21 protein-coding genes are annotated in these 20,559 nt (G+C 70.7%); 16 read left to right on the top strand and 5 right to left on the bottom strand.

Annotation, left to right across the window (positions count from 1 at the left end; translation table 11 throughout):
• Nucleotides 1-245: 245 nt before the first annotated feature.
• The gene (locus ABZ382_RS01230; protein WP_357082104.1) at nt 246-1,568 is read right to left on the bottom strand and encodes a family 1 glycosylhydrolase; all 1,323 of its coding nucleotides are present in this window, start codon (nt 1,566-1,568) and stop codon (nt 246-248) included.
• 686 nt (nt 1,569-2,254) lie between these two features.
• Nucleotides 2,255-2,806: a hypothetical protein gene (locus ABZ382_RS01225; RefSeq protein ID WP_357082102.1), complete on the bottom strand. Its 552-nt coding sequence runs from the start codon at nt 2,804-2,806 to the stop codon at nt 2,255-2,257.
• A gap of 153 nt (nt 2,807-2,959) precedes the next feature.
• On the opposite strand from ABZ382_RS01225, the gene ABZ382_RS01220 reads away from it, so the two are divergent.
• The 3 genes from ABZ382_RS01220 (at nt 2,960) to ABZ382_RS01210 (ending at nt 5,057) form a co-directional block, all read left to right on the top strand.
• Nucleotides 2,960-3,673 (top strand): hypothetical protein, encoded by a 714-nt coding sequence (locus ABZ382_RS01220; RefSeq protein WP_357082100.1) that lies wholly within the window; start codon nt 2,960-2,962, stop codon nt 3,671-3,673.
• 125 nt (nt 3,674-3,798) lie between these two features.
• On the top strand, nt 3,799-4,239 hold the full coding sequence (locus ABZ382_RS01215) for a helix-turn-helix transcriptional regulator (RefSeq protein WP_357083971.1): 441 nt from the start codon (nt 3,799-3,801) through the stop codon (nt 4,237-4,239).
• 74 nt (nt 4,240-4,313) lie between these two features.
• The gene (locus ABZ382_RS01210) at nt 4,314-5,057 is read left to right on the top strand and encodes an MIP/aquaporin family protein (RefSeq protein WP_357082098.1); all 744 of its coding nucleotides are present in this window, start codon (nt 4,314-4,316) and stop codon (nt 5,055-5,057) included.
• On the opposite strand, the gene ABZ382_RS01205 is transcribed toward ABZ382_RS01210, so the two are convergent.
• On the bottom strand, nt 5,054-6,025 hold the full coding sequence (locus tag ABZ382_RS01205) for an aldo/keto reductase (RefSeq protein ID WP_357082096.1): 972 nt from the start codon (nt 6,023-6,025) through the stop codon (nt 5,054-5,056). The two genes, ABZ382_RS01210 and ABZ382_RS01205, sit on opposite strands and share 4 nt — an antisense overlap.
• A gap of 94 nt (nt 6,026-6,119) precedes the next feature.
• Complete coding sequence (locus tag ABZ382_RS01200) at nt 6,120-6,866, bottom strand: IclR family transcriptional regulator (protein ID WP_357082094.1); 747 nt, start codon at nt 6,864-6,866, stop codon at nt 6,120-6,122.
• A 206-nt stretch (nt 6,867-7,072) separates the two neighbouring features.
• On the opposite strand from ABZ382_RS01200, the gene ABZ382_RS01195 reads away from it, so the two are divergent.
• The 12 genes from ABZ382_RS01195 to ABZ382_RS01140 all read left to right on the top strand — a co-directional run bounded on the left by ABZ382_RS01195 (nt 7,073) and on the right by ABZ382_RS01140 (nt 18,295).
• On the top strand, nt 7,073-8,110 hold the full coding sequence (locus tag ABZ382_RS01195; protein ID WP_357082092.1) for an NrtA/SsuA/CpmA family ABC transporter substrate-binding protein: 1,038 nt from the start codon (nt 7,073-7,075) through the stop codon (nt 8,108-8,110).
• Between the two features lies 1 nt (nt 8,111).
• Entirely contained in the window at nt 8,112-8,942 is an 831-nt protein-coding gene (locus ABZ382_RS01190) for an ABC transporter permease subunit (RefSeq protein WP_357082091.1), read from the top strand.
• Nucleotides 8,939-9,724, top strand: a complete 786-nt coding sequence (locus ABZ382_RS01185) for an ABC transporter ATP-binding protein (RefSeq protein WP_357082090.1) — start codon at nt 8,939-8,941, stop codon at nt 9,722-9,724. Before ABZ382_RS01190 ends, ABZ382_RS01185 begins: the two co-directional genes overlap by 4 nt.
• Nucleotides 9,721-10,746, top strand: coding sequence for an ABC transporter substrate-binding protein (locus tag ABZ382_RS01180; protein ID WP_357082088.1), 1,026 nt, complete (start codon nt 9,721-9,723; stop codon nt 10,744-10,746). Before ABZ382_RS01185 ends, ABZ382_RS01180 begins: the two co-directional genes overlap by 4 nt.
• Entirely contained in the window at nt 10,743-11,891 is a 1,149-nt protein-coding gene (locus ABZ382_RS01175; RefSeq protein WP_357082086.1) for an LLM class flavin-dependent oxidoreductase, read from the top strand. Before ABZ382_RS01180 ends, ABZ382_RS01175 begins: the two co-directional genes overlap by 4 nt.
• Complete coding sequence (locus tag ABZ382_RS01170; RefSeq protein WP_357082084.1) at nt 11,888-13,099, top strand: LLM class flavin-dependent oxidoreductase; 1,212 nt, start codon at nt 11,888-11,890, stop codon at nt 13,097-13,099. Before ABZ382_RS01175 ends, ABZ382_RS01170 begins: the two co-directional genes overlap by 4 nt.
• Complete coding sequence (locus ABZ382_RS01165) at nt 13,096-14,034, top strand: ABC transporter substrate-binding protein (RefSeq protein ID WP_357082083.1); 939 nt, start codon at nt 13,096-13,098, stop codon at nt 14,032-14,034. Before ABZ382_RS01170 ends, ABZ382_RS01165 begins: the two co-directional genes overlap by 4 nt.
• A 400-nt stretch (nt 14,035-14,434) precedes the next feature.
• Nucleotides 14,435-16,012: a sensor histidine kinase gene (locus tag ABZ382_RS01160; protein WP_357082081.1), complete on the top strand. Its 1,578-nt coding sequence runs from the start codon at nt 14,435-14,437 to the stop codon at nt 16,010-16,012.
• Nucleotides 16,009-16,443: a roadblock/LC7 domain-containing protein gene (locus tag ABZ382_RS01155; protein ID WP_357082079.1), complete on the top strand. Its 435-nt coding sequence runs from the start codon at nt 16,009-16,011 to the stop codon at nt 16,441-16,443. Before ABZ382_RS01160 ends, ABZ382_RS01155 begins: the two co-directional genes overlap by 4 nt.
• Nucleotides 16,440-16,787: a DUF742 domain-containing protein gene (locus ABZ382_RS01150; RefSeq protein WP_357082077.1), complete on the top strand. Its 348-nt coding sequence runs from the start codon at nt 16,440-16,442 to the stop codon at nt 16,785-16,787. Before ABZ382_RS01155 ends, ABZ382_RS01150 begins: the two co-directional genes overlap by 4 nt.
• Nucleotides 16,762-17,358 (top strand): ATP/GTP-binding protein, encoded by a 597-nt coding sequence (locus ABZ382_RS01145; RefSeq protein ID WP_357082075.1) that lies wholly within the window; start codon nt 16,762-16,764, stop codon nt 17,356-17,358. Before ABZ382_RS01150 ends, ABZ382_RS01145 begins: the two co-directional genes overlap by 26 nt.
• Nucleotides 17,359-17,503: 145 nt before the next feature.
• Entirely contained in the window at nt 17,504-18,295 is a 792-nt protein-coding gene (locus ABZ382_RS01140) for an alpha/beta hydrolase (protein WP_357082073.1), read from the top strand.
• Here ABZ382_RS01140 and ABZ382_RS01135 read toward each other — a convergent pair whose 3' ends face one another.
• The gene (locus ABZ382_RS01135; RefSeq protein WP_357082071.1) at nt 18,296-19,108 is read right to left on the bottom strand and encodes a helix-turn-helix transcriptional regulator; all 813 of its coding nucleotides are present in this window, start codon (nt 19,106-19,108) and stop codon (nt 18,296-18,298) included.
• 268 nt (nt 19,109-19,376) lie between these two features.
• Between ABZ382_RS01135 and ABZ382_RS01130 the strand changes: the two genes are divergently transcribed.
• On the top strand, nt 19,377-20,558 hold the full coding sequence (locus ABZ382_RS01130) for a 2-deoxy-scyllo-inosose synthase (protein WP_357082069.1): 1,182 nt from the start codon (nt 19,377-19,379) through the stop codon (nt 20,556-20,558).
• Nucleotide 20,559: the final 1 nt, after the last annotated feature.

Here is a 20,559-nt window from a genome sequence, read left to right as displayed (position 1 = left end):
AGCTGAATTCCGGGGCAGTGAGGGGCGTGTCGCGGGACCGGCCCGCGCGGCCGACCCGCCGATCAGGGCCGGATTTCCGGACCGGAAAACCATCGCGCGGACCTCACCTGCTGCGATAGCGGTCCCGCGGATGATCTCGGTGTCGAGCCGGACCCACGCCGCCTACCGTTCGTGATGTACCGGCCTGTGGCCCAAGCGGTTCCAGGAGGGGGAGTCACAGTCCGGTGCAACCACCCGGCGACGCACTAGCGCGGCAGCGTCACCGGGTCGGCGCAGCTGGCGAGGGCATCGACCAGCGAGCAGCCGGCAGGCGGCCGGGTCGGCAGGTAGTCGCTCGGCACACCGGCGTCGTGGGTGATGGCGCGATAGGCGTCCACGGCGTCGGTGGGCCTGCGGGTCAGGGCCGGATCGGTGCGCACGTCCACGGTGTAGAGGCCGAAACGCGGTGTGTAGGAGCCCCACTCGTAGTTGTCGGTGAGGCTCCAGTAGTTGTAGCCGATCACGTTCATACCGTCGGCCCGGGCGCGCTGCAGCCAGTAGACGGTGTCGCGCAGGTCGTCGGCGCGGGTGTAGCCGTCCGCGCGAGGCTGACCGTTGTCGGTGGGCATGCCGTTCTCGACGATGTAGAGCGGCTTACCGGGGAACCGCTGCGCGAAGTGCCGCAGGGTGTAGTAGATGCCGTCGGCCTGCAACGGCAGCTTCCACAGCTCCGAGGACGCGAACGCGCTGAACTGGCCGGCGGTGTCGGGGGACAGGCCGTAGTAGTAGTCGATGCCCACGAAATCCAGCTTGGCCGCGATGGCGTCGAGCATGCCGCCGTTGACCAGCGGATCCGCGGCGGGCACGTAGGCCACATTGCTGGTCACCATCGCACCGGGCTGCCGGGCGTGGATGTGGTCGTAGATGCTGTTGTGCGCCTGGGCCAGTCGCGCCTGCATGGTCAGCGCCTCGGTGGCGGGCAGCCCGCCATTGCGGACCTCGTTCATGATGTAGGCGAACGGCTCGTTGATCGTCACCCAGATCGGATCCGCGCTCGCGTATCGGTCGACCACCACCCGCATGTTCGTCAGCCAGTCCTCGACCATGCCCGGATTGCCCCAGCCGCCCCGATCGGCCTCCCAACCCGGATACACCCAGTGGTCCAGGGTGATCATCGGCCGCATCCCCGCCGCCCGGACCGCCGCGATGACCTTGTCGTAGAAGGCGAATCCGTCGGCGTCCCACTCGCCCGGCCGCGGCTGCACCCGCGCCCACTCGACGCCGAGCCGGTAGGTGTCCACACCCAGGTCCTTGGCCAGCGCGATATCGGAGGCGTAGCGGTCGTAGAAGTCGACGCTGTCGCCGTAGGGGTCGTAGTCGGGGTGGGTGGCCACGTAGCGCCGCCAATTGCTGTCGGGCGCATGCCCTTCGCTCTGGAATCCGGACGCGGCCACGCCCCAGTGGAAGTCCGCGCCCAGACTGGGCAGCTCCGCCGGAGCGGGGGTCGCGGTGGCCGGGGCCGCCGCGGCGAGTAAGGCGGTGGCGGCCGCCAGGACCGCGAGGGCGTGACGTCGGGTGTGCACGGGCATGGCACTCCTCATCCGGCGAACAGTGGATCGGTCAGGCGACCAGAATTATTGCGCGACCCGCGCTCGAACAATGCGGGGTTCGGCCGAATAGTCCTGTCCGGCCGCGACATCGAGATAGCGAGAGGCTAGCGCGTCAGCGCTCAGGTCCTCCTGCACCACCCACCCCGTGTCGCGTACCGCACGGGCAACGCCGGTGACGCCCGCGCGCGGCACCTCGAGCACAATCTCCGCGCCGCCTCGGCAATTGGCTAGCAATCGAAGTACCGTCGTGGTCATCCCGGGGCAAGTGGGGCCGCCCCCGAGGCCGGTGGCGGTACCGCCCGAACCGTGGCAGCCCGGGTTGTCGAGCCGAATGGCGAACACCGGGTCCTCGGGCTCGAATCCGGGTGCGAATCGGACAAATTCCGCGAGTTGCCGCGGTGTGGCTCGGCCGCGGGACTCGGAACCCCCTGGTGGCGGCACGATTCCGCCGTCATGTTCGGTGACCCGGATGACTCGCACGTCACGGTACGGATTGTGCGCGATGAAACTGTCCAGGGCAGTGCCGAAAACGAGGACCTGACGGGTCCCCGCCGATATCGCGTCGGCGAGCCGGTCCTCGGCATAGCGCTGCCGGGCCGCCGCGAGCAGTCGGCGGTTCCGACCATCGAATGGGTGCAGGACCTTCCGGCCCGCGGCGGCGGCTCTCATGCGCCCGGCTCGTCGTCGCGCGGCTCGGGCCCCGGAGCATTGCCCGGACCGTGCGGGCCGGGGCCGCGATGACCGTGCGGTCCATGGTGTCCGGGTCCGGCGCCCGGACGTCCGGGCGGCATGCCGGGACCCTGGGGCCATTCGGGCATGCGTGGCATAGGAGGCATGTGGGGCATGGAAGGCAGGGGCGGAATGCCCGGAATGGTCGGAACGGGCGGAATCGGCGGCGTGGAGTGCAGCGGCGGAATCGGGATCCCGGCGCCGGCCCCGCCGAAGCGCTGAAACGCGGCTTGACGTGAGGTGCCGAAGATCTCGCCGATCTCGGCCCAGGTCCGCCCTTCGTCGCGGGCCTGGCGCACCAGCGACCGCAGCACATCGTCGACGACCCCGTCGAGACTGCGCGCGGCCCGCAGCGCGGCCATCACCGAGGGCGGCGGAACACCCTGGCCAGGGCGCAATACCTCGACCACGACATCGGCATTGGTGGACAACAGCTTTGCCAGGATCGCGCGCTCGTCGGCGGGATCCCGGTGCGGAGAATCACTCATATGTAAATGCTGCCTTGACGCGAATCTTGCTGTCAAGGAACGATTTACACACCCCGCTTACTGAGCATTAGCTGAAAGAAATGCGCTTTGTTTGCCGTCCCTATAACGTGTTCGTCAGCGATCTGGAGGTGCAGGGCGGAGGACACCTGAAACATGACCGATCCAGAGAGAACCGCGGCCGAACACGAGCTGTTCGAGCTGGTTCGGAAGGCCGGATTCGAGGGACCCGCCTGGAAGCCGTTGGCGGACAGTCTGGTTCGCCACGCATTGGCCGTCCTGGGGCCGTGGGTACGCAGTGGCTGGATTTTCGCGGTCGCCGAACGCGAGGGGATGCCCTTGCGCCCGACCGCGCAGGAACGGCTGCTGGTGGAAACCCGCTTCGCCGAGGACTTCGTGCGCGAGACCATCACCCGCGCCCTCGAACGCTTCCGCCGCGCCGCCCGTGACGGCGACGGCTGGGACGCCGACAGCGGACAGAGTCTGGGCGGCTACTTCCTCGGCGCGTGCGTGCGCGCCTTCGTCGAGCACTTCCGCCGCAGCCGCCGCGGCGGCGATCTCTACCAGTACCAGCCCGCGTCGACGGTGGCGGTGGTGAGCGCGGACGGCCCCGAGCCGTCCGAGGTCCTGGCCGCCGCCGAGGACGTCGCCGGATCCGTCGTCTCCCGCCTGGCGTTCCGCAGCCGCCTGGAGGGCCTGAGCGACCGCGACCGCGCGCTCGCGTGGGGCAAGGCGATGGGCCTGAGCGCCCGCGAGATCGCGCAGCTCTTCGCGTTCCCGTCGGTCCCGGCCGTCGAAGTGCGCTGGGCCGGACTACGCAGCGACCATGATTGGATGACCGGCCTCGACGGCCAGGAGGTGGCCGAATGAGCCCCGATCACGCCCCCGACCCCGTACTGCGCATCGCAGACCTGCTCGAACGCTCCTCCCTCAATGACCCCGCCCTGCACCGCCTCTACGCCCGCATCCCGCATCGCACCCTGGCCCGGCGCAGCATGCCCGCCCCGATCCCGTCGGCCGTCACCGGATTCGCGGCCCGGCTCAACGAGCTCTTCGACGCCATGCCTGCCCCCGGCGGACGCCCGCACACCAACTCCGCGGTCGCCGCCCAGCTCACCGCCTGGGGCCACCCCATCTCCAAGCCGTACCTGAGCCAGCTGCGCTCGGGCGCGCGCACCAACCCCTCCCGCGAGACCATCGCCGCCCTGGCCCGCTACTTCCGCGTCCGCCCCGACCATTTCGCGACCTCCGCCCACCCCGTCCCGCGCGGCCACGACCTGGACCTGCTGGCCCGCCTGCAATTCCCCGGCCTGCGTGCACTCGCCATCGCGGCCGTCGATCTGAGCGAGGAGTCCCAGCACCTGCTCATCACGATGGCCGAACGGCTGCGCCTCACCGAAAGGCTGCCGGAGGTCGGCGCGGGCGGCCTCGAATAGGCCGGCGGCGGTATATACGAAATATCTTGTGCTGAGCCCGGCTTCGGAAAGCCCTGGTCTGGCACTGTGACCGGGTGCCGAACCCCGAACCGCCCGTCCTCGCCGCCTACCGCGCCGTCCCCGCCGCGGGCCCGCTGCCGCTCGGGCGTCGAGCGGTGGCCGAGTTCTCCGGCACCGCCGCCCTCGCCGCCGTCGTGATCGGTTCGGGCATCGCGGCCGACCAGCTCTCGCCCGGCGACCTCGGATTGCGGCTGCTCGAGAACTCGACCGCCAGCGCGCTGGGGCTGGCCGTGCTCATCCTGATCTTCGGCCCGATCTCGGGCGCGCACCTCAATCCGGTGGTGTCGCTGGCGGATTGGCTGGGCGGGCGGCGCGACCGCCGGGGACTGTCCACGCGGGCGTTCGGCGTCTACGTCGCCGCCCAATTCTGCGGCGCGATCGTCGGTGCGCTGCTGGCCAACGCCATGTTCGACCGTCCTCCGCTGCAACTGGCGACCCAGCAGCGCGTCACCGGCGGCCACCTGCTCGGCGAAATCCTCGCTGCCGCCGGACTGGTCGCGATCGGCTTCGCCGCCGCCCGGCTCGGACGCGGGGGCAGCGCCGCGGCCGTGGCCGCCTACCTCGGCTCGGCCATCTGGTTCACCAGTTCGGGGTCGTTCGCGAATCCCGCGCTCACCCTGGGTCGCATGTTGTCGGATTCGTTCACCGGCATCGACCCGTCCTCGGTGCCCGCGTTCACCGCGGCCCAGATCCTCGGCGGCCTGGCCGGTTCCAGCCTGATCACCCTGCTGTACCGCCCGGCCGTGCGCGGCGTCTAGGCCCCGCGCGTGGTCGAGGGGACCGCGAACGAGGTGCGGTCGCCGGACCATCCGTCGGCCGGCACCAGCTGCTCGAGCGCGGCGAGGTCCTCGGCCCCGAGTTCGACCGCGGCCGCGGCGGCGTTCTCCAGGATCCGCGCCGCCCGGCGGCTGCCCGGGATCGGCATCACATCGGGTCCCTGGGCCAGCAGCCACGCCAGCGCCAGCTGACCCGCCGAAATGCCCAGCCGCGATGCCATCTCGCGCAACGCTGCCACCTGCGCGAGATTCTCGTCGAGGTGTTCGCCCTGGAAGCGGGGGTCGTGACGGCGGAAATCGGCGTCGGCGGCCGTGCCGGCATCGAGTGTGGCGGTGAGCAGGCCGCGCCCCAGCGGGCTGTAGGGCACCAGGCCCACCCCGAGTTCCCGCGCGACCGGGACGATGTCGCGCTCGGGCTCGCGCCACAGCATCGACCATTCGAACTGCACCGCCACGATCGGCGCGACGGCGACCGCCGCCCGCAGCTGCTCGGGCGTCGCCTCCGAGATGCCCAGATGCCGGACCTTCCCGGCACTCACCAATTCGGCCATCGCCCCCACGGTTTCGGCGACCGGCACCTGCGGATCGACCCGGTGCAGGTAGTACACGTCGATGACCTCGCGCCCGAGCCGCTCCAGCGACGCCTCGCAATATCCCCGCACGTGCTCCGGCTTGCCGTCGAGTCCGACCCCCGCGTCGGTGCGCACGATCCCGAACTTGGTCGCCACCAGCGCGTCGGTCCCGGCCAGCGCGTGCCCGACCAGCCGCTCGTTGTGCCCGAGCCCGTAACTCATCGCCGTGTCGAACACCGTGATGCCCGCCTCGTACGCCGCCCGGATGGCCGCGGTCGACTCGGCGTCGTCGGCCGCGCCGTACCCCTGGGAGAAGCCCATGCATCCCAGACCGATCGCCGACACCGTCACGCCGTCCCCGAGCCGCTGCATTCGCATGCCGTTCATGCTGTCAGTCCGGCGTGGCCGCCGCCAATCGGGGATCGATGAAATCCCTTGGCGGCCGGATGGTTCGGGCGGCACCGGCCCGTTGTCAGGTGGTGGTGAAGCGGGTCGCGATGTCGGTCGCGGTGATCTTGGCCAGGTCGACCAGGAACGGCAGCCGCTCGGGAATCATCAGCGTGGTGGGTCCGCGCAGGCCCAGTGCGAAGCGATACGGGGTGGCGGGTGTGAGGATCGGGACGGACAGGGTGCGGAAGCCGGGGTCGAGTTCCTCGTCGTTGTAGGCGTAGCCGCGTTCTCGGGTGCGGGTGAGCTCGGTACGGAGTTCGGCCGGAGTCGAGACCGACCGATCGGTGCCCTCGTCGTAGGGGAGCGCCGCGAGTTCGGCGTCGGTGGCCTCGTTCCAGGCCAGCAGCGTCTTGCCGAGAGCGCTGGCGTGCAAGGGCAACCGGACGCCCTGGAGGCGGTGGCCGTCGCTGTCGCGCCAGCGGCTGGTGGCCAGCAGCACCGCGTGAATGCTGTGCCGGATGGCGAGTGAGGCGCTCGCACCGGTGGTGGCGGCGAGCTGTTCGAGAGCGGGCTCGGCCAGGTAGGTGCGGTGCTGGCGATAGGCGATCTGGCCGTACTCGGCCAGCGCGCCGCCCATGCGATAGCGGCCCGAATCCGCTGTCTTGTCGAGGAATCCGGCCTGCACCAGCGCGGCGAGCAGCCGATGGGCGGTGCTGACCGCCAGCCCCTGCTGCCGCGCGACCTCCGAGACGCCGCGTTCCTGCCCGTCGCGGAAACAGTCGAGCACCGACAGGGCACGGGCGACGGTCTGCACTCCGGAACCTTCCACGGTGGGGACCGTAGCACAGGACCGGTGCGCCACCGGGGTCACTCTTTCCACTATTTGGAATAGCGGAAGGGAAACTCCCATAAGGGGTTCGGAAGATCTCTGTCAACCCTTCCGATCCTCGGAAAGCATTACCTCGCCTCACCCCGCCGGAATCCCTACTGTCCCCAGACATCGTTGGACAGTTCCGAACGGAAGAGGTGCCCTCCATGTACCGCACGCGCCGGCCACGCCGTTGGCGTCACGCCCTGATCCTGGCTCCCGTCGTCGCCCTGGTCGCCGCGTGCGGCTCCGGCTCCACCGAGGCCACGCCGGGCGAGATCGTGCTCAAGGTCGTCGATCCGGGAAATGCCGGACCGCTCGCGGTCGGCAAACGCGAGGGCCTGTTCGACAAGGCGCTCGCCCCCTTGCACGCCCGCGTCGAGTGGGTCACCACGACACCGGGTTTCAGCTCCATGCTCAAGCTGTTCAACACCAAGGAACTCGACGTCTCCGACGCCGCTTTCAGCCCGGTGATCGGGGCGCTGTCCAAGGACGTGGCCGTGCGCATCGTCTCGGTGTCGGATCCGGCGGGCAAGGACCAGAGCGGCATCCTGGCCGCGCCGGGGTCGGGTATCAAGTCGGTCGCGGACCTGGTCGGCAAGCGAGTCGCGGTGAATCCGGCCGGCAAGGGCGAGTACATCCTGTTGCAGGCCCTCGCCCAGGCGGGCGTCCCCGCCGACAAGGTGACCCGGGTTCCCTTGCAGCAGAAGGACGCCGCCTCCGCCTTCGCCACCGGCAAGGTCGACGCCTGGGCCTCGTTCCTGGTGCCCTATCAGGAGGCCAAGGCCAACGGCGGCGTCGAGATCGCCACCGAACAGTCCATCGGCTCCAAGGACAACACCGTCTTCGTCTTCCGCACCGAGGTCGCCGACCAGCACCCCGAGATCGCGGCCGCCTTCCTGCAGACGGTGCAGCAGCTCGCGATTCGGCAGCGCGCCAATCCCGCGGAGTTCCAGAACGTGTTCGACCAGTCGGGTCCGCGCGCCCTGAGCGGTCCCCGCCTGGCCGACGCGATCCGGGTGGGCGGCGAGGCCACCGCGCCGCATCTGCCCACCGCCTCCGACGGCGCAGATCTGGCCGCCATCGTGAAGCTGTTCCGCGACAACGGTGTCATCACCCGCGACATCACCGCCGCCGACATCTTCTACGACCTGAAGTCCAAACTCACCCCGGAGCAGTCGGCCGGGCTGCAGCAGGGGCGCTGACATGGACGCGAGCGTCGCGGGCCGGGCTGGATTGGCCCCGCCTCGGGCGCGGGTCGAACATGCCAGGCCCGCATGGGTTTCCGTGCCGCTCAGGTTCGTGCTGCCCGCGCTGATCATCGCGGCGTGGTGGATCGCTTCCGGGACCGGGGCCTTGTCGCCGCAGGTGCTGGCCGGGCCACCCAAGGTGTGGTCGGCCCTGCTCGAGCTGGCCCGCAGCGGCCAGCTGGTGGACTTCGCGCTGGCCTCCTTCACCCGCGCCGCGATCGGCGTCGCGCTGGGGGTGAGCGCGGGACTGCTGCTGGGCATGGTTGCCGGATTGTCGAGTCTCGGTGAGGAACTGGTGGACTCGACCCTGCAGATCGTGCGCGCGGTGCCGTTCCTGGCGCTGGTTCCACTGTTCATCGCCTGGTTCGGGATCGACGAGCTGTACAAGGTGGCGCTCATCGCGGTGGCCACGGTCGCGCCGATGTACGCCTACACCTATCTGGGTGTCCGCAATGTCGACCGCAAGCTGATCGAGGCCGCGCGCGGGTTCGGGCTGAGCGGCGTGCGGCTGGTGCTCGAAGTGATCCTGCCCGCCGCGCTGCCGGGGGTGCTGATGGCGCTGCGAGTGTGCCTGTCCATCAGCATCACCGGTCTCATCGCCGCCGAACAGGTCGGCACCACCGAGGGCGTCGGCTACCTGGTCACCCTCGCCCAGGAGTACAACCGCACCGACTACATGGTGCTGTGCGTGGTGCTCTACGCGGTGCTGGGCCTCGTCTTCGACGCCGCGGTGCGACTGGTCGAGCGCGTGGCCATGCCGTGGCGCGGTCAGGCGGCGCTGCGATGACCGCCCTGGACCACAATCCGGCTCGGGTCGGCGCCTCCGCGCCCGAGGCGGCCGCCCCGCTCGCGGTCTCGATCACCGGGCTGCGGAAGTCGTTCGGCGACAAGGTGATTCTCGACGGCGTCGACCTCACCATCCGGCGCGGCGAGTTCGTGGCGCTGCTGGGCCCCAGCGGCACCGGCAAGACCACCCTGCTGCGGCTGCTCTCCGGACTCGAACAGCCCGACGCCGGACAGGTGCTGGTCCCGCCCGCCCGCACCACCGTCTACCAGGAGCCCCGGCTGGTTCCCTCCAAACGGGTGCTCGCCAATGTGACCATCGGACAACGTCGTTCCCGCGCCACCCGCGACGCCGGGCTGCGCGCCCTGGCCGAGGTGCAGCTCGACGGCAAGGCCCGCCAATGGCCCGCCACCCTGTCCGGCGGCGAGGCCCAGCGCGCGGCCCTGGCCCGCGCCCTGGTCCGTGAACCCGACCTGCTGTTGCTCGACGAACCCTTCGCCGCCCTCGATGCCCTCACCCGGCTGCGGATGCAGGACCTGGTGGGCGATCTGGTGGCCCGTCACCGCCCGGCCGTGCTCATGGTCACCCACGACGTCGACGAGGCCGTACGCCTGGCCGACCGCGTGCTCATCCTCGACCGCGGCCGCTTCGCCGTCGACCAGGCCATCGAGTTGCCCCACCCACGCGACCACACCGACCCGGCGGCGCTGCGCTACCGGTCCGCGTTCCTCGCCCAGCTCGGCGTCGGCAGCGCCGGCCCCGAAAACCCCAGGAGCACACCATGACCGACACCCTCTGGTACACCCGCTGCCCCGTGCCCACCGCCAGCGGCCTCGCCCACAGCCTCGGCTGGCTCGGCGACACCGCCGCGCGCAACGGCCTGGCCTTCGGAGTGCTGCAGGACGCGGGCCCCGAACTCGCCGTCCGCCACTTCGACCACACCCTGCCGGGGCTGATCCGAGAGGGCGGCAACGTCCCCGCCCTGGCCGCCCGCGCCCAGGGTTCGCCGACCCGTCTGATCGGCCTGACCTGGATCGACGAGGCGCAAGCCATTGTGGTCGGCCCGAATTCGCCGGTCACCTCCGCCGCCGAGCTGGCTGGGCGGCGCATCGGCATCCCGGCGTGGGCCCGCGATCAGGCCCGCAGCTTCCCGCGCGCCATGGCGCTGCACGGGTTCGCCAACGCCCTGGGCCCGGCCGGACTCACCCTTGCCGACGTCCGGATCGTCGAGCTCGGGGTGGAGCCGAACCCGCAGGTGCGCACCGAGATCCAGCACCGCGAGCGCGCCCTGACCTGGGGCGTGGCCGAACTGCTCGACGGCACGGTGGACGCCGTTTACATCAAGGGCGCGCTCGCGCAGGAGGTCGCGAAGGAACACGGCCTGCGCGTCGCGGTCGATCTGGACGCCTCCGCCACCCGGGCCCTGCGCGTCAACAACGGCACACCCCGGCCCCTGACCGTGCACCAGGAACTGCTCGACACCCGCCCGGAGGCGGTGATCGGCTTCCTCGCGCAAACCCTGCGCGCCGCCGACTGGGCGACCACCGACCGCGACGCGGCCGCCGCAGTGCTGCAACGCGAAACCCTGTCCGGCCCGGCCGGTGTCATCGCCGCCTATGGCACGGACTTCACCGTCGGACTGCATCCGAGCCTGTCGCCCGACCGTGTCGAACTGCTGGCGGTGCAGAAGCAGTTCCTCTACGCCCACGGCTTCCTGGCCGCCGACTTCGACCTCGACGCGTGGCTGGCGCGAGAACCCCTCGAACAGGCGCGTGCTCTGGTGGCCGCCGGACAGGTGGCGGCATGACCGAGTTTCTGTGGCGGCTGCCCAGCCGCGGAGACGGCCGCCGCGCCCACCCCGAGCAGCGGCATCGCGGTCGCGGCAGGGCTCCGATCCTCGCCGCCGACCTGGGGCGAGCACCGCGAGACCACCCGACCGAGGCCGGTCCTGGCTACCGCGACATCACCGATGTCCGGCCGGGACGGTTCGGCCCGTTCGACGACCTGCACCAGATCGTGCACGCCGCGGAACTGTCCGGACTGGACGGGATTCTCGCTCCCTACGACCCGGCGGGGGAGGAGTCGTGGATCGTCGCTGCCGGGGCGCTGCGCGCCACCCGGCACGCCCGGGTGATCGTCGAGTTCCACCCCGCCTTCGGGACACCGGTGTACGCGGCCAAGATCTCGGCCTCCCTGCAACGGTTCTCGGGTGGACGGTTGGCCTGGCGGCTCGCGATCGACACCGACCCGGTGGACGCACGGCGGCGCGGCGACCGGGTCGACGGCGACGATCGGTATGCGCGGGCGGCGGAATTCCTCACCGTCGCACGCGGCGTGTGGAACGAGTCCGCGGTGGCCCCGGCGGGTTTCGCCGGCACCGGATTCGACTTCGCGGGCGAGCATTACGACGTCGTCAATGGCGGATTCCGCGGCATCCTGTCCGGCCTGCCGTTCCCGGTCGTCCATCTGAGCGGGAATTCGACCGCGGCCCTGAACCTCTCGGCGCGGCACGCCGACGTGCACACCCTCATCGAGACGCCCGACGGAATCGAACCGGCGCTCACCGAACTGCGCGCGCTGGCCGCGGCGGCCGGACGCACCGTGCGCGCCGGCATCGAGGTGCCGATCATCGCCCGGGCCACCGAGGCCGAGGCGTGGGCCCGGGTCGAGAGGCAATGGCGCGAACTGTATCCCGGCGCCACCGACGCCGCTGCCCTGCGCCTGGGCGAGGAGCGCTGGGCGGGCTTCGCCCACCTGGGCTACCCGCAGGACATCGGCCTGGTCGGCAGCTACGACCAGGTGGCGCGGCGGCTGCGCGCTTACGCGGCCGCCGGGGTCGACACCGTGGTGCTCTCGGGTCACCCGCACCTCGAGGAGGTCTACCGGGCCGGTGAACACCTGCTGTTCCGAGCCGACCCGGCCGGCCGCACCCTGAAGGAGGCCACCGCATGACCATCGACATCTATTGGCGCATCGGCATGGAAGGCGATCACGCCTCCCTGCGCACCCCGCGCCGCTACAACCGCGGCCATGCCGGCGGCTACGGTCCCGGCAATATCGCCCCGGCTGTCCGCGGCGGCGAGCTCGACGGCTACAGCTATCTCGATCACGCCGCGGCCGTGGCCCGCGCCTCGGAGTCGGCCGGATTCCTCGGCGGGCTGCTGCCCTCGTTCCCGATCACCGAGGACCCGTGGGCGGTGGCCGCGGCCCTTGCCCGCGAAACCACGACCTACCGCTTCATGGTCGCCTTCCAGCCCGGGTTCCTGCACCCCGTGCAGGCCGCGCGCATGTCGGCGAGCCTGCAGCGCGCCACCGGCGGACGGCTGGTCTACAACATCATCAGCGGCGGCGGGGGCCCGGCCCAATTGTGGTGGGGCGACAAGGTGTCCCACGACGACCGCTACGCGCGCACCAGCGAATTCCTCGACGTCCTACGCGGGGTGTGGGACGGCGAACCGTTCGACCACGCGGGTCGCTTCTTCCACACCGAGGGCGCGGCCCTGCCGCCCGCCCTGGCCGGGCAGCCCTTTCCCGAGGTGTACTTCTCCGGCTCCTCGCCCGCCGCCGTGCAGGCCGCCGGACGCCACGCCGACTACTACCTGTCCTGGCTCGAGCCCTTCGCCGACCTGCGCGCCAAATTCGACGGCGTCCGCGCCCACGCCGAACGGACCGGCCGCGCACCCAAGTTCGCCGTCCGCATCGACATCGTCGCCCGCGACACCGAGGAGGCCGCCTGGGCCGAGATCGAGCAGGGCTGGGCGTTCGTCGACCGCGCCGCCGCCAATCGGGCCGCCCAGGGCGATTCGGTGGGCGCGGCCCGCATCCAGGGCTGGGTGCCCGAAACCATCACCGGCTATCGGGATCTGGAGGTGCAACCCAATGTGTGGTGCGGCTTCAGCCTGATCCGCGGCGGGCCCGCCTTCGGGCTGGTCGGCAGCTACGAGCAGGTCGCCCAGCGCCTCGACGAACTCGTCGACCTGGGCGTCGACGCCTTCATCCTGGCCGGGAACCCGCATCTGGAGGAGGCCTACCGCGTCGGCGAGGAAGTGCTCCCGCTGCTGGGCCGCTCCCGTCTCACCCGCCCGGCGGGCGTAGCGCCCTCGAACCCGGCCGTCCCGACCGCATCCCCGGAAATCCGAATTCACCAGGAGATCTCATGAGCATCCGCGTGGGCTACTTCCCGCACAACAACTCGCTGTTCGTGCTGCGGCACCGCGGCATCCTCGAACGCGCCCTGCCCGAGGTGGAATGGGTCGACCTGCGCGAACTGCCCCGGCCCGCACCCGTCGACGTGAAATCCGCCCTGCCGTCCCAGCATTCGGACTGGTTGTTCGACGAGCGCGGTTACGACTTCATCGGCACCGGCTTCACCCCGCCGATCACAGCCTTGGCCCATGGCCGCGACATCGTCTACGTCGGCATCTCCGGCCCGCGCATCGAGAACGGACGCCTGGTGACCCTGGCGGGCAGCGGCATCGAGACCGCTGCCGACCTGCGGGACAAGCGCGTCGGGATCGCGCACGGATCCTGGCAGACCACGCTGCTGTTGTTCGCCCTGGACCGCGCCGGGCTCGGCTGGGCCGACATCGAGCCCGTCGACACCGACGTGCACGACGGCGGAAACCTGCTGCGCGATGGCGAACTCGACGCCTGGGTCGGGGCCTATCCGGGTCTGGCCGCCGTCGAGGCCGCCGTCGACCTGCACACGATCGTCGACACCGAATCGGTCTTCAGCCACCCGTCGCTGTGGTTCACCCGTCGCGACTTCGCCGAACAACACCGCCCGGAACTGGAAGCGATCATCGCCGCCCTGCGGGAATCCGATGCCTGGATCGTCGAGCACCCGCGCGAGGCCGCGCGGTATTTCGTGGACGACATCCGCGCGCGCGGCGGGGACGCCGACCTGGACGCGTGGGAAGCCGCCCTGCGCGGTCGGCCGTTCGGCATCGGCCCGGTGAGTCCGGAGTTCCTCGCCGAACAGCAGCGCGCCGCGGATCTGCTCGCCGCCAACGGCCTGCTGCCACGCCGGATCGAGGTCGGTGACGCGCTCGTGGAGTGGTTCGGCGACGTGGCCGGGGCTCCGGCCCGTGCGTAGGTGATGGCGGGGTGGCTTCGAGCGGAGGCGCTGGAATCGGTTCCGGCTCGAAGCCACCCCGGAATCCCCGCTGCGGGCGCGGGGGAGTAGCTGGGCCGCTGAACCCCCTCTCGGGAGCGCTCAACCGGTGATCGAGGCCCGGTGACAGCAGCTCGGGCCACAACCTCGGCAATGATGGTCGAACGTCCATATTGTGGCGCTCGGACCTCGGGTTCGGACCCGCTCGGCGGGCAGGTCCAACGCAGCGAGCCCTCGCCCTGCAAGAGTGCGCTGAAATGCGATGAGCTGCATGGACTCCGGTCGGCGGTTTGCTCGGAGATACCGAAAGGTTCGGGGACACAGACGATTCTGCTATGGTGGCTCCGCCGATTTCAGGATCGGCCGGACGACAAGAGAATTGATGAATCAAGACAACGCCGTGCTGCTTTCCTGGGTCCTCGCCGCCGCTCTCGTGCTCGCGGTGGTAGGGGTGGTATTCCTGTGGCGCGCCGTGCGCGCCGAACGTGGGCGTGTCGCGGCCGTGCGCGAGGAGCAAGTGGACCGCGAGGCCGCGGTCGAGGCCATGATCGCGAATCTGACCGAGAATGTCGTGCCCGCCATCGGTGCGGCGGTGCGCCGCTCGGACCCCGACAACCCGACCGTGAACCTGCCGGTCGTGCTCGAACAGTCGCGCATCGCGGAACTGGTCTGGCAGTGGACCGCCCGCTGCGGCGAGGAGCTGCAGAAGGTCGCCACCGAGACCGCCGAGCGGGTCGCGCGCGAACGCGCCGACGAGACCCAGCTGGCCCTCGCCGAGGCCGAATCCTCCCGTGAGACCGCGATCGCCCAGCTCGAGGAGATGGCCCAGCTGGCCATCGCCCAGGCCGAGGAGGCCGCCCGGGTCTCGGTCGCGCAATCGAGCGAGAACGCCCGGGTCGCGGTCGCCGACGCCGCCGACAGCGCTCGCGCGCAGGTGGAAGGCGCGGCCCGCGACGCCACCTCCGCGGCCGTGCGCGCGTTCGGCGCGTCCGTGGTGAGCCTGGGCGCCGACGTCAGCCAGGTGGTGAGCGCCGCGCTGCGCCGCCACCGCAATGACGAGACCTTCGAGACGCTCACCCGCATCGACCATTCCGTGCAGCAGATGATCCGTCAGGCGCAGTCCTACGTGATCGTCTGTGGCGGTCTGCCCGGCCGCCGCTGGCCGCAGCAGTCCCTCACCGACGTCGTGGGCGGGGCCACCGGCCGCGTGCGCGACTACACCCGGGTGCGTTCGGGCGAACTGGACCGCCCGGTGGTGAGCCGCGTGGTCGAGCCGCTGGTGCACACCATCGCGACGCTGCTGGACAACGCGCTGCGCTACTCGCCGCCGACCTCGTTCGTGGACATCGGGTTCCAGGAGGGCCACCACGGCGTCACCGTCATCGTCGATGACGCCGGTGTCCGGATGAACCCCGAACAGCTCGAGGAGACCCGCCGCGTGCTGGCCGGCGACCAGGTCGTCGACATCCACGCGCTGGGCCCGACCCCGCGCGTCGGCTTCCCCGGTGTGGCCGCCCTCGCGCGCCGCTACGGGTTCTCGGTCTACATCGACGGCCCGAACATGTACGGCGGTATGCGTGCCATGGTGTTCATCCCCGAATCCCTGCTGGCCGCACCGGCCGCCGCGCAGCTGACCGCCCCGGCCGTGGTGCCGGCGCCCGCCCCGGTGCCGATGACCGTGGCGCCCCCCGCCCCGGTGCCCGCACCCACCCGGCTGCCCGCGCCCGATCCCGAACCTACCGTGGTGGCCATGGATTCGGTCGCACCCCAGGAACTGACCTCCGGCGGCCTGCCTCGACGGCGCCGCCGCTCCGCGACGGTGGCCTTGGCTGCCACCGCCGGCCCGGACGCCGCGGACGCCACCGCCCCCGCGCGTCCCGATATCGCCGCTGCCTGGCACAGCGGCTCCCAGCGCGGCCGTGCGGCCGCGTACGAGCACTCCGAAGGGATGACATCGTGACCGGTACGCCCGCGACGGCAGTGAGTGATACCAACCGGCTGGCCTGGCTGCTCGAGGATCTCGAGGCCCCCGGTGTCCGGTTCGCCGTGCTGTTGTCCGAGGACGGCCTACGCATCGCTCACACCAGCGGCGTCAGCATCGACGATGCCGAGCGGTTCGCCGCCGCGGCGTCGGGTCTGCGGGCCCTGGGCAAGGCGCTCGCCGAATTCTGCGGCGGCTCGCCCGGGAACTCGGTGCGCCAGAACATGACCGAATACGCCGACGGGATGATCTTCATCACCGCCGCCGGAGCCGGTGCGCTGCTGGGCGTCTCGACCACCCAGGACGTGGACGTCAGCCTGATCGCGCACCGGATGAACGAACTGGCCGGGCGGGTCGGGCGTGAGCTCGGCAGTACGTCGCGGACCAGAGTGGATCTGCCGCGGTCATGAGCCGGCCCCGGCGCGATCCCGACCTGGTCCGGGCGTACGTGCGCACCGGTGGCCGATCGCGTCCGAGTCGGGCGCTGGATCTGGTCAGTCTGGTTGTCGCGGTATCCGATCCGCCACCCGGTGCGTCCCCGGACGCTCGCCGCATCCTGCAGATCGCTCGGCGCGGCGTGCTGACCCCCGCCGAGCTGGCGGCCTACCTGGATCTGCCGCCGTCGGTGGTCAAGATCCTGGTAGCCGATCTGCTCGACAGTGGCCATCTGGCCCACCCTGCCCCGGTGGAAGCGCTGCCGGGACAAGCCCTCTTGGAGGAGGTACTCCATGGACTCCGCGCTCTCTCCGCATGAGCGCGTCGTCGACTATGTGCCGGAGACCGTCACCCGCACCGTGAAGTTGCTGGTGGCGGGGAACTTCGGCGTCGGGAAGACCACGTTCGTAGGCAGTGTGTCCGAGATCCGGCCGCTGCGCACCGAGGAGACGATCACCGAGGCCAGCGTCGGCGTCGACGATATGGCCGGGTTGCCGGGCAAGACCACCACCACGGTGGCCATGGACTTCGGCCGTATCACCCTCAATCCCCGCCTGGCCCTGTATCTGTTCGGCACGCCCGGCCAGCGCCGGTTCGTGCCCATCTGGGAGGACCTGGCCGTCGGCGCACTGGGCGCGCTGGTGCTGGTGGACACCCGCCGCCTGGACAAGGCCGACGAGGCGCTGTCGATCCTGGAGGAGCGCGGCGTGCCGTACGCGGTGGCCGTCAACGACTTCGACGGAGCGCCCCACCACCCGCTCGAGGAGATCCGGGATGCCCTCGACCTGGATCCGGACACCCCGCTGCTGCGTCTGGACGCCCGTGACCGCAACCCGTGCCTGCAGGCGCTGATCACTCTGGTCGAGTATCTGCTGGAGCCCCGCGTCTAGCCGTATTTTCTACGGGCAGAACATCATTCGTGGTGAGAGGCCCGGCGGAGCGGGCTGCGTGACGGATCTCGCAAGGAGGGTCACCCGGTGTGGAATCTGCTGTACGGTGAGCGATTCCTGCAGGGTGAACTGAAGGAGTTTCGGAATGCCGTTTGCGAGCAGAGGATCGGTGAAGATCCACTACACCGATACCGGCGGGCCGGGTCCGGCGGTGGTGCTCGGGCACGGGCTGTTCATGGATCAGGCGATGTTCGCACCCCAGATCGAGGCGCTCGCGCCCGACTACCGGATCATCGCCATCGATTCACGCGGGCACGGCGAGACCGAGGACGACGACACCCCGTTCAGCTATTGGGATCTCGCCCGCGACGCCTGGGCCGTGGTGGACGAACTGGGCCTGGACCGGGTCGTGGTGGGCGGCGTCGGCCACGGCGGGTTCACGGCCCTGCGGATGGCGCTGCTGGCGCAGCCGCGGGTCGCGGGACTGATCGTGGTCGGCTGCAGCGGTACCGCGATGACCGCGCAACGTCGCGCCGGGTACCGGGAGGTGCTCGAACAGTGGACGAGCAGCGCCACCCCGGGCCCCACCATCAAGATGGTGGGCTCGCTCATGGTCGGCGGCACCGTCGAGGAGCAGCAGCCGTGGCGGGACAAGTGGGCGGCCGCACCCCGCGACCGGATCCGGCTGTCCGGGGAATGTCTGGTCAACCGGGACACCGTGATCGAGCTGCTCGGCGAGATCCGGTGCCCGGCGCTGGTGCTGCGCGGGCTGGCCGATCAGGCGATCAGCGCCGAGCAGGTCGAGGAACTGGCCGCGGCCCTGGGCAATCCGGTGCCGGTGCACACCATCGCCGGGGCCGCCATGACCCCGTCGCTCACCCATCCCGGCGAAGTCAACGCGCTGCTGCGCGGGTTCCTCGCGGGCGTACCCCGCTGATCACCGCTCGAGCAGTCCGATGAACAACTGGTGCGCCGGCCCGGGGGCGGTCGCGCGATAGCGCTGCACCCGCACGTCGAACACGGTGGCGGTGCGGGGGTTTCGCAGCGTGAAGGTGGGATCCTGGCGGCCGATGTGCACGTGCCCCTCGTTCCACAGCCGCCGGAAGTCGGGCTGCTCGCCCAGTTCCCGCAGCAGCCCGTCGAGGTTGCCGCTGACCGGAGCCCCGCCCGCGTAGGCGCGGAAGCGCCCGACCATCAACCGCGCCTCGCGCTCCCACTCCTCGAGCACGATGCGCGCCCGCGGATCAGTGAACATCCAGCGCAGCACGTGCCCCCGGCACGACAGGCCCGGCAGCGCCTCGTCGAAGGCGCTGTTGCAGGCCACCACATTCCAGGCGTCGTCGATCGCGGCGGCCAGATGCGGCAGCAGGGCGTCGAGCGTGGTGCGCACCGCGGCGGCCGCCGCGTCACCGTGACGCAACGCCCGCGCCGACGACGCCGCCGGACGCTGCTGGGCCAGGTGATACAGATGCACACGTTCGGCCGTGTCGAGCTCGAGCACCACGGCCAGCGAATCCAGAATGGCCGGACCGGGATTGAGCGCCTCACCCTGCTCGATCTTGGCGATGTAGCCCAGACTGGCATGGGTGGCCTCGGCCAGCTGCTTACGGGTCAGCCCCGCCGGATAGCGCGTGCTGGCCCGCGCCCGGCGTTCGCGTACGAACTCCGCCAGCGTGGGCGCGCGCAGCACCTCGACGGTCGGCAGCCCGAATTCGTTGTCGGCCAACGGCATCCCTTCGCACACGGTCATCTGCCCCCAGCCTAGGGGGCGGCCCCGGCCCGGGCCGCATGGAACGACGACCCGGGGTGGCCGGAAGCGGCGGTACCACCGGCGGTGGTGGCGGCGCAACACCGTGTTTCGCACAGTGGTACTCGCGAATTCCCGTGCACCTGACTGGGGAATCCCAGCGGTTGCCAAGTGGGGAGCGCGCATTCGATATTTGCCGTGCGAGGGTCGGCAATGGCGCCGGCAAGGGAGTCGATGGGGGATCGGCCAATAGCGAGGAGCGGCACCGGAAATGGCCAATACTTCATCGTCGCGCGACGAATCGGGTCTGCGGTCGCGCACGATAGTGATCGGCGAACAATCGTTTCCCTACTATTTCGGCCGCGACTGCGTCGCCGAGATCGGTGCGGCGATCACCGCGCTGGGACCCGACAAACTCGTGATCGTCACCGACGACGATGTCCGCGCCCGCTACCGGCACCACCTCGACACCCTGGCCGGATCCATTCCCGCGCTGATCCTCTCGCATCCCTCCGGCGAATCCATGAAAACGCTGACCTGCCTGTCGGGTCATCTGGAGACCGCGTTTCGGGCGGGCATCACGCGGCGGTCGGTGGTGGTGTCCTTCGGCGGCGGGGTGCCCGGCAACCTGGCCGGGTTGATGGCGAACCTGCTGTTCCGGGGTGTGCGGCTGGTCCACGTGCCGACCACCACCATCGCGGCCATGGATTCGGTGCTGTCGCTCAAGCAGGCGATCAACTCCGGGGTCGGGAAGAATCACCTGGGCACCTATTACGCGCCCGAAGCGGTATTCACCGACGTGGAACTGTTCACCACCCTGCCCGAGCGGGAATTGCGTTCGGGGCTGTGCGAAATGGCGAAGAATTGCCTCGCGATCCAGCCGGCGGCACTGGACGGATTGCGTCGGGTCATCGCGGCGGGCGAATTGAGCAGCCCGCATTCGCTGCTGTGGTTGCTGGACGCGAGCATCGCCGCGAAATCCGCTGTCACGCGGGAAGACACCTTCGAGCGTCGCGCCGGGCTGGTCCTGGAATACGGGCACACCACGGGGCACGCCATCGAGATCTGCGATCACCGGGCGCGCGGGGTCGCGGGACTTCCGCACGGCGCGGCGATTGCGCTGGGAATGCTGGTGGCCGCGCATATCTCGCACGCACGCGGATGGCTGTCCGATGACGAGGTGAGCGTCCATTACGAGATCGTCACCGGGCTGGGCGTGGAGCCGGCGCTGCCCGCGTCGGTGAGCGTCGACGATGTGCTCGCGGTGATCGCCGACGACAACAAGAAGGGGTACCTGCCGCCGCGGCCGGACACGGTGCCGTTCGTGCTGCTGCGGTCGTTGGGGCGCCCGGCGCTCACCGGGGACCTGCCGCTGGTGCCGGTGGAGCTGTCGGAGATCCGGGCCGCGCTCGATGTCGTCGCGCGGGCGTCCGCGCCGGTCGTGGTCGGGTAGG

The sequence above is a fragment of the Nocardia sp. NPDC005825 genome (genome assembly GCF_040630175.1).
GTDB lineage: Bacteria > Actinomycetota > Actinomycetes > Mycobacteriales > Mycobacteriaceae > Nocardia.
This window is presented reverse-complemented; position numbering and strand designations above follow the sequence as displayed.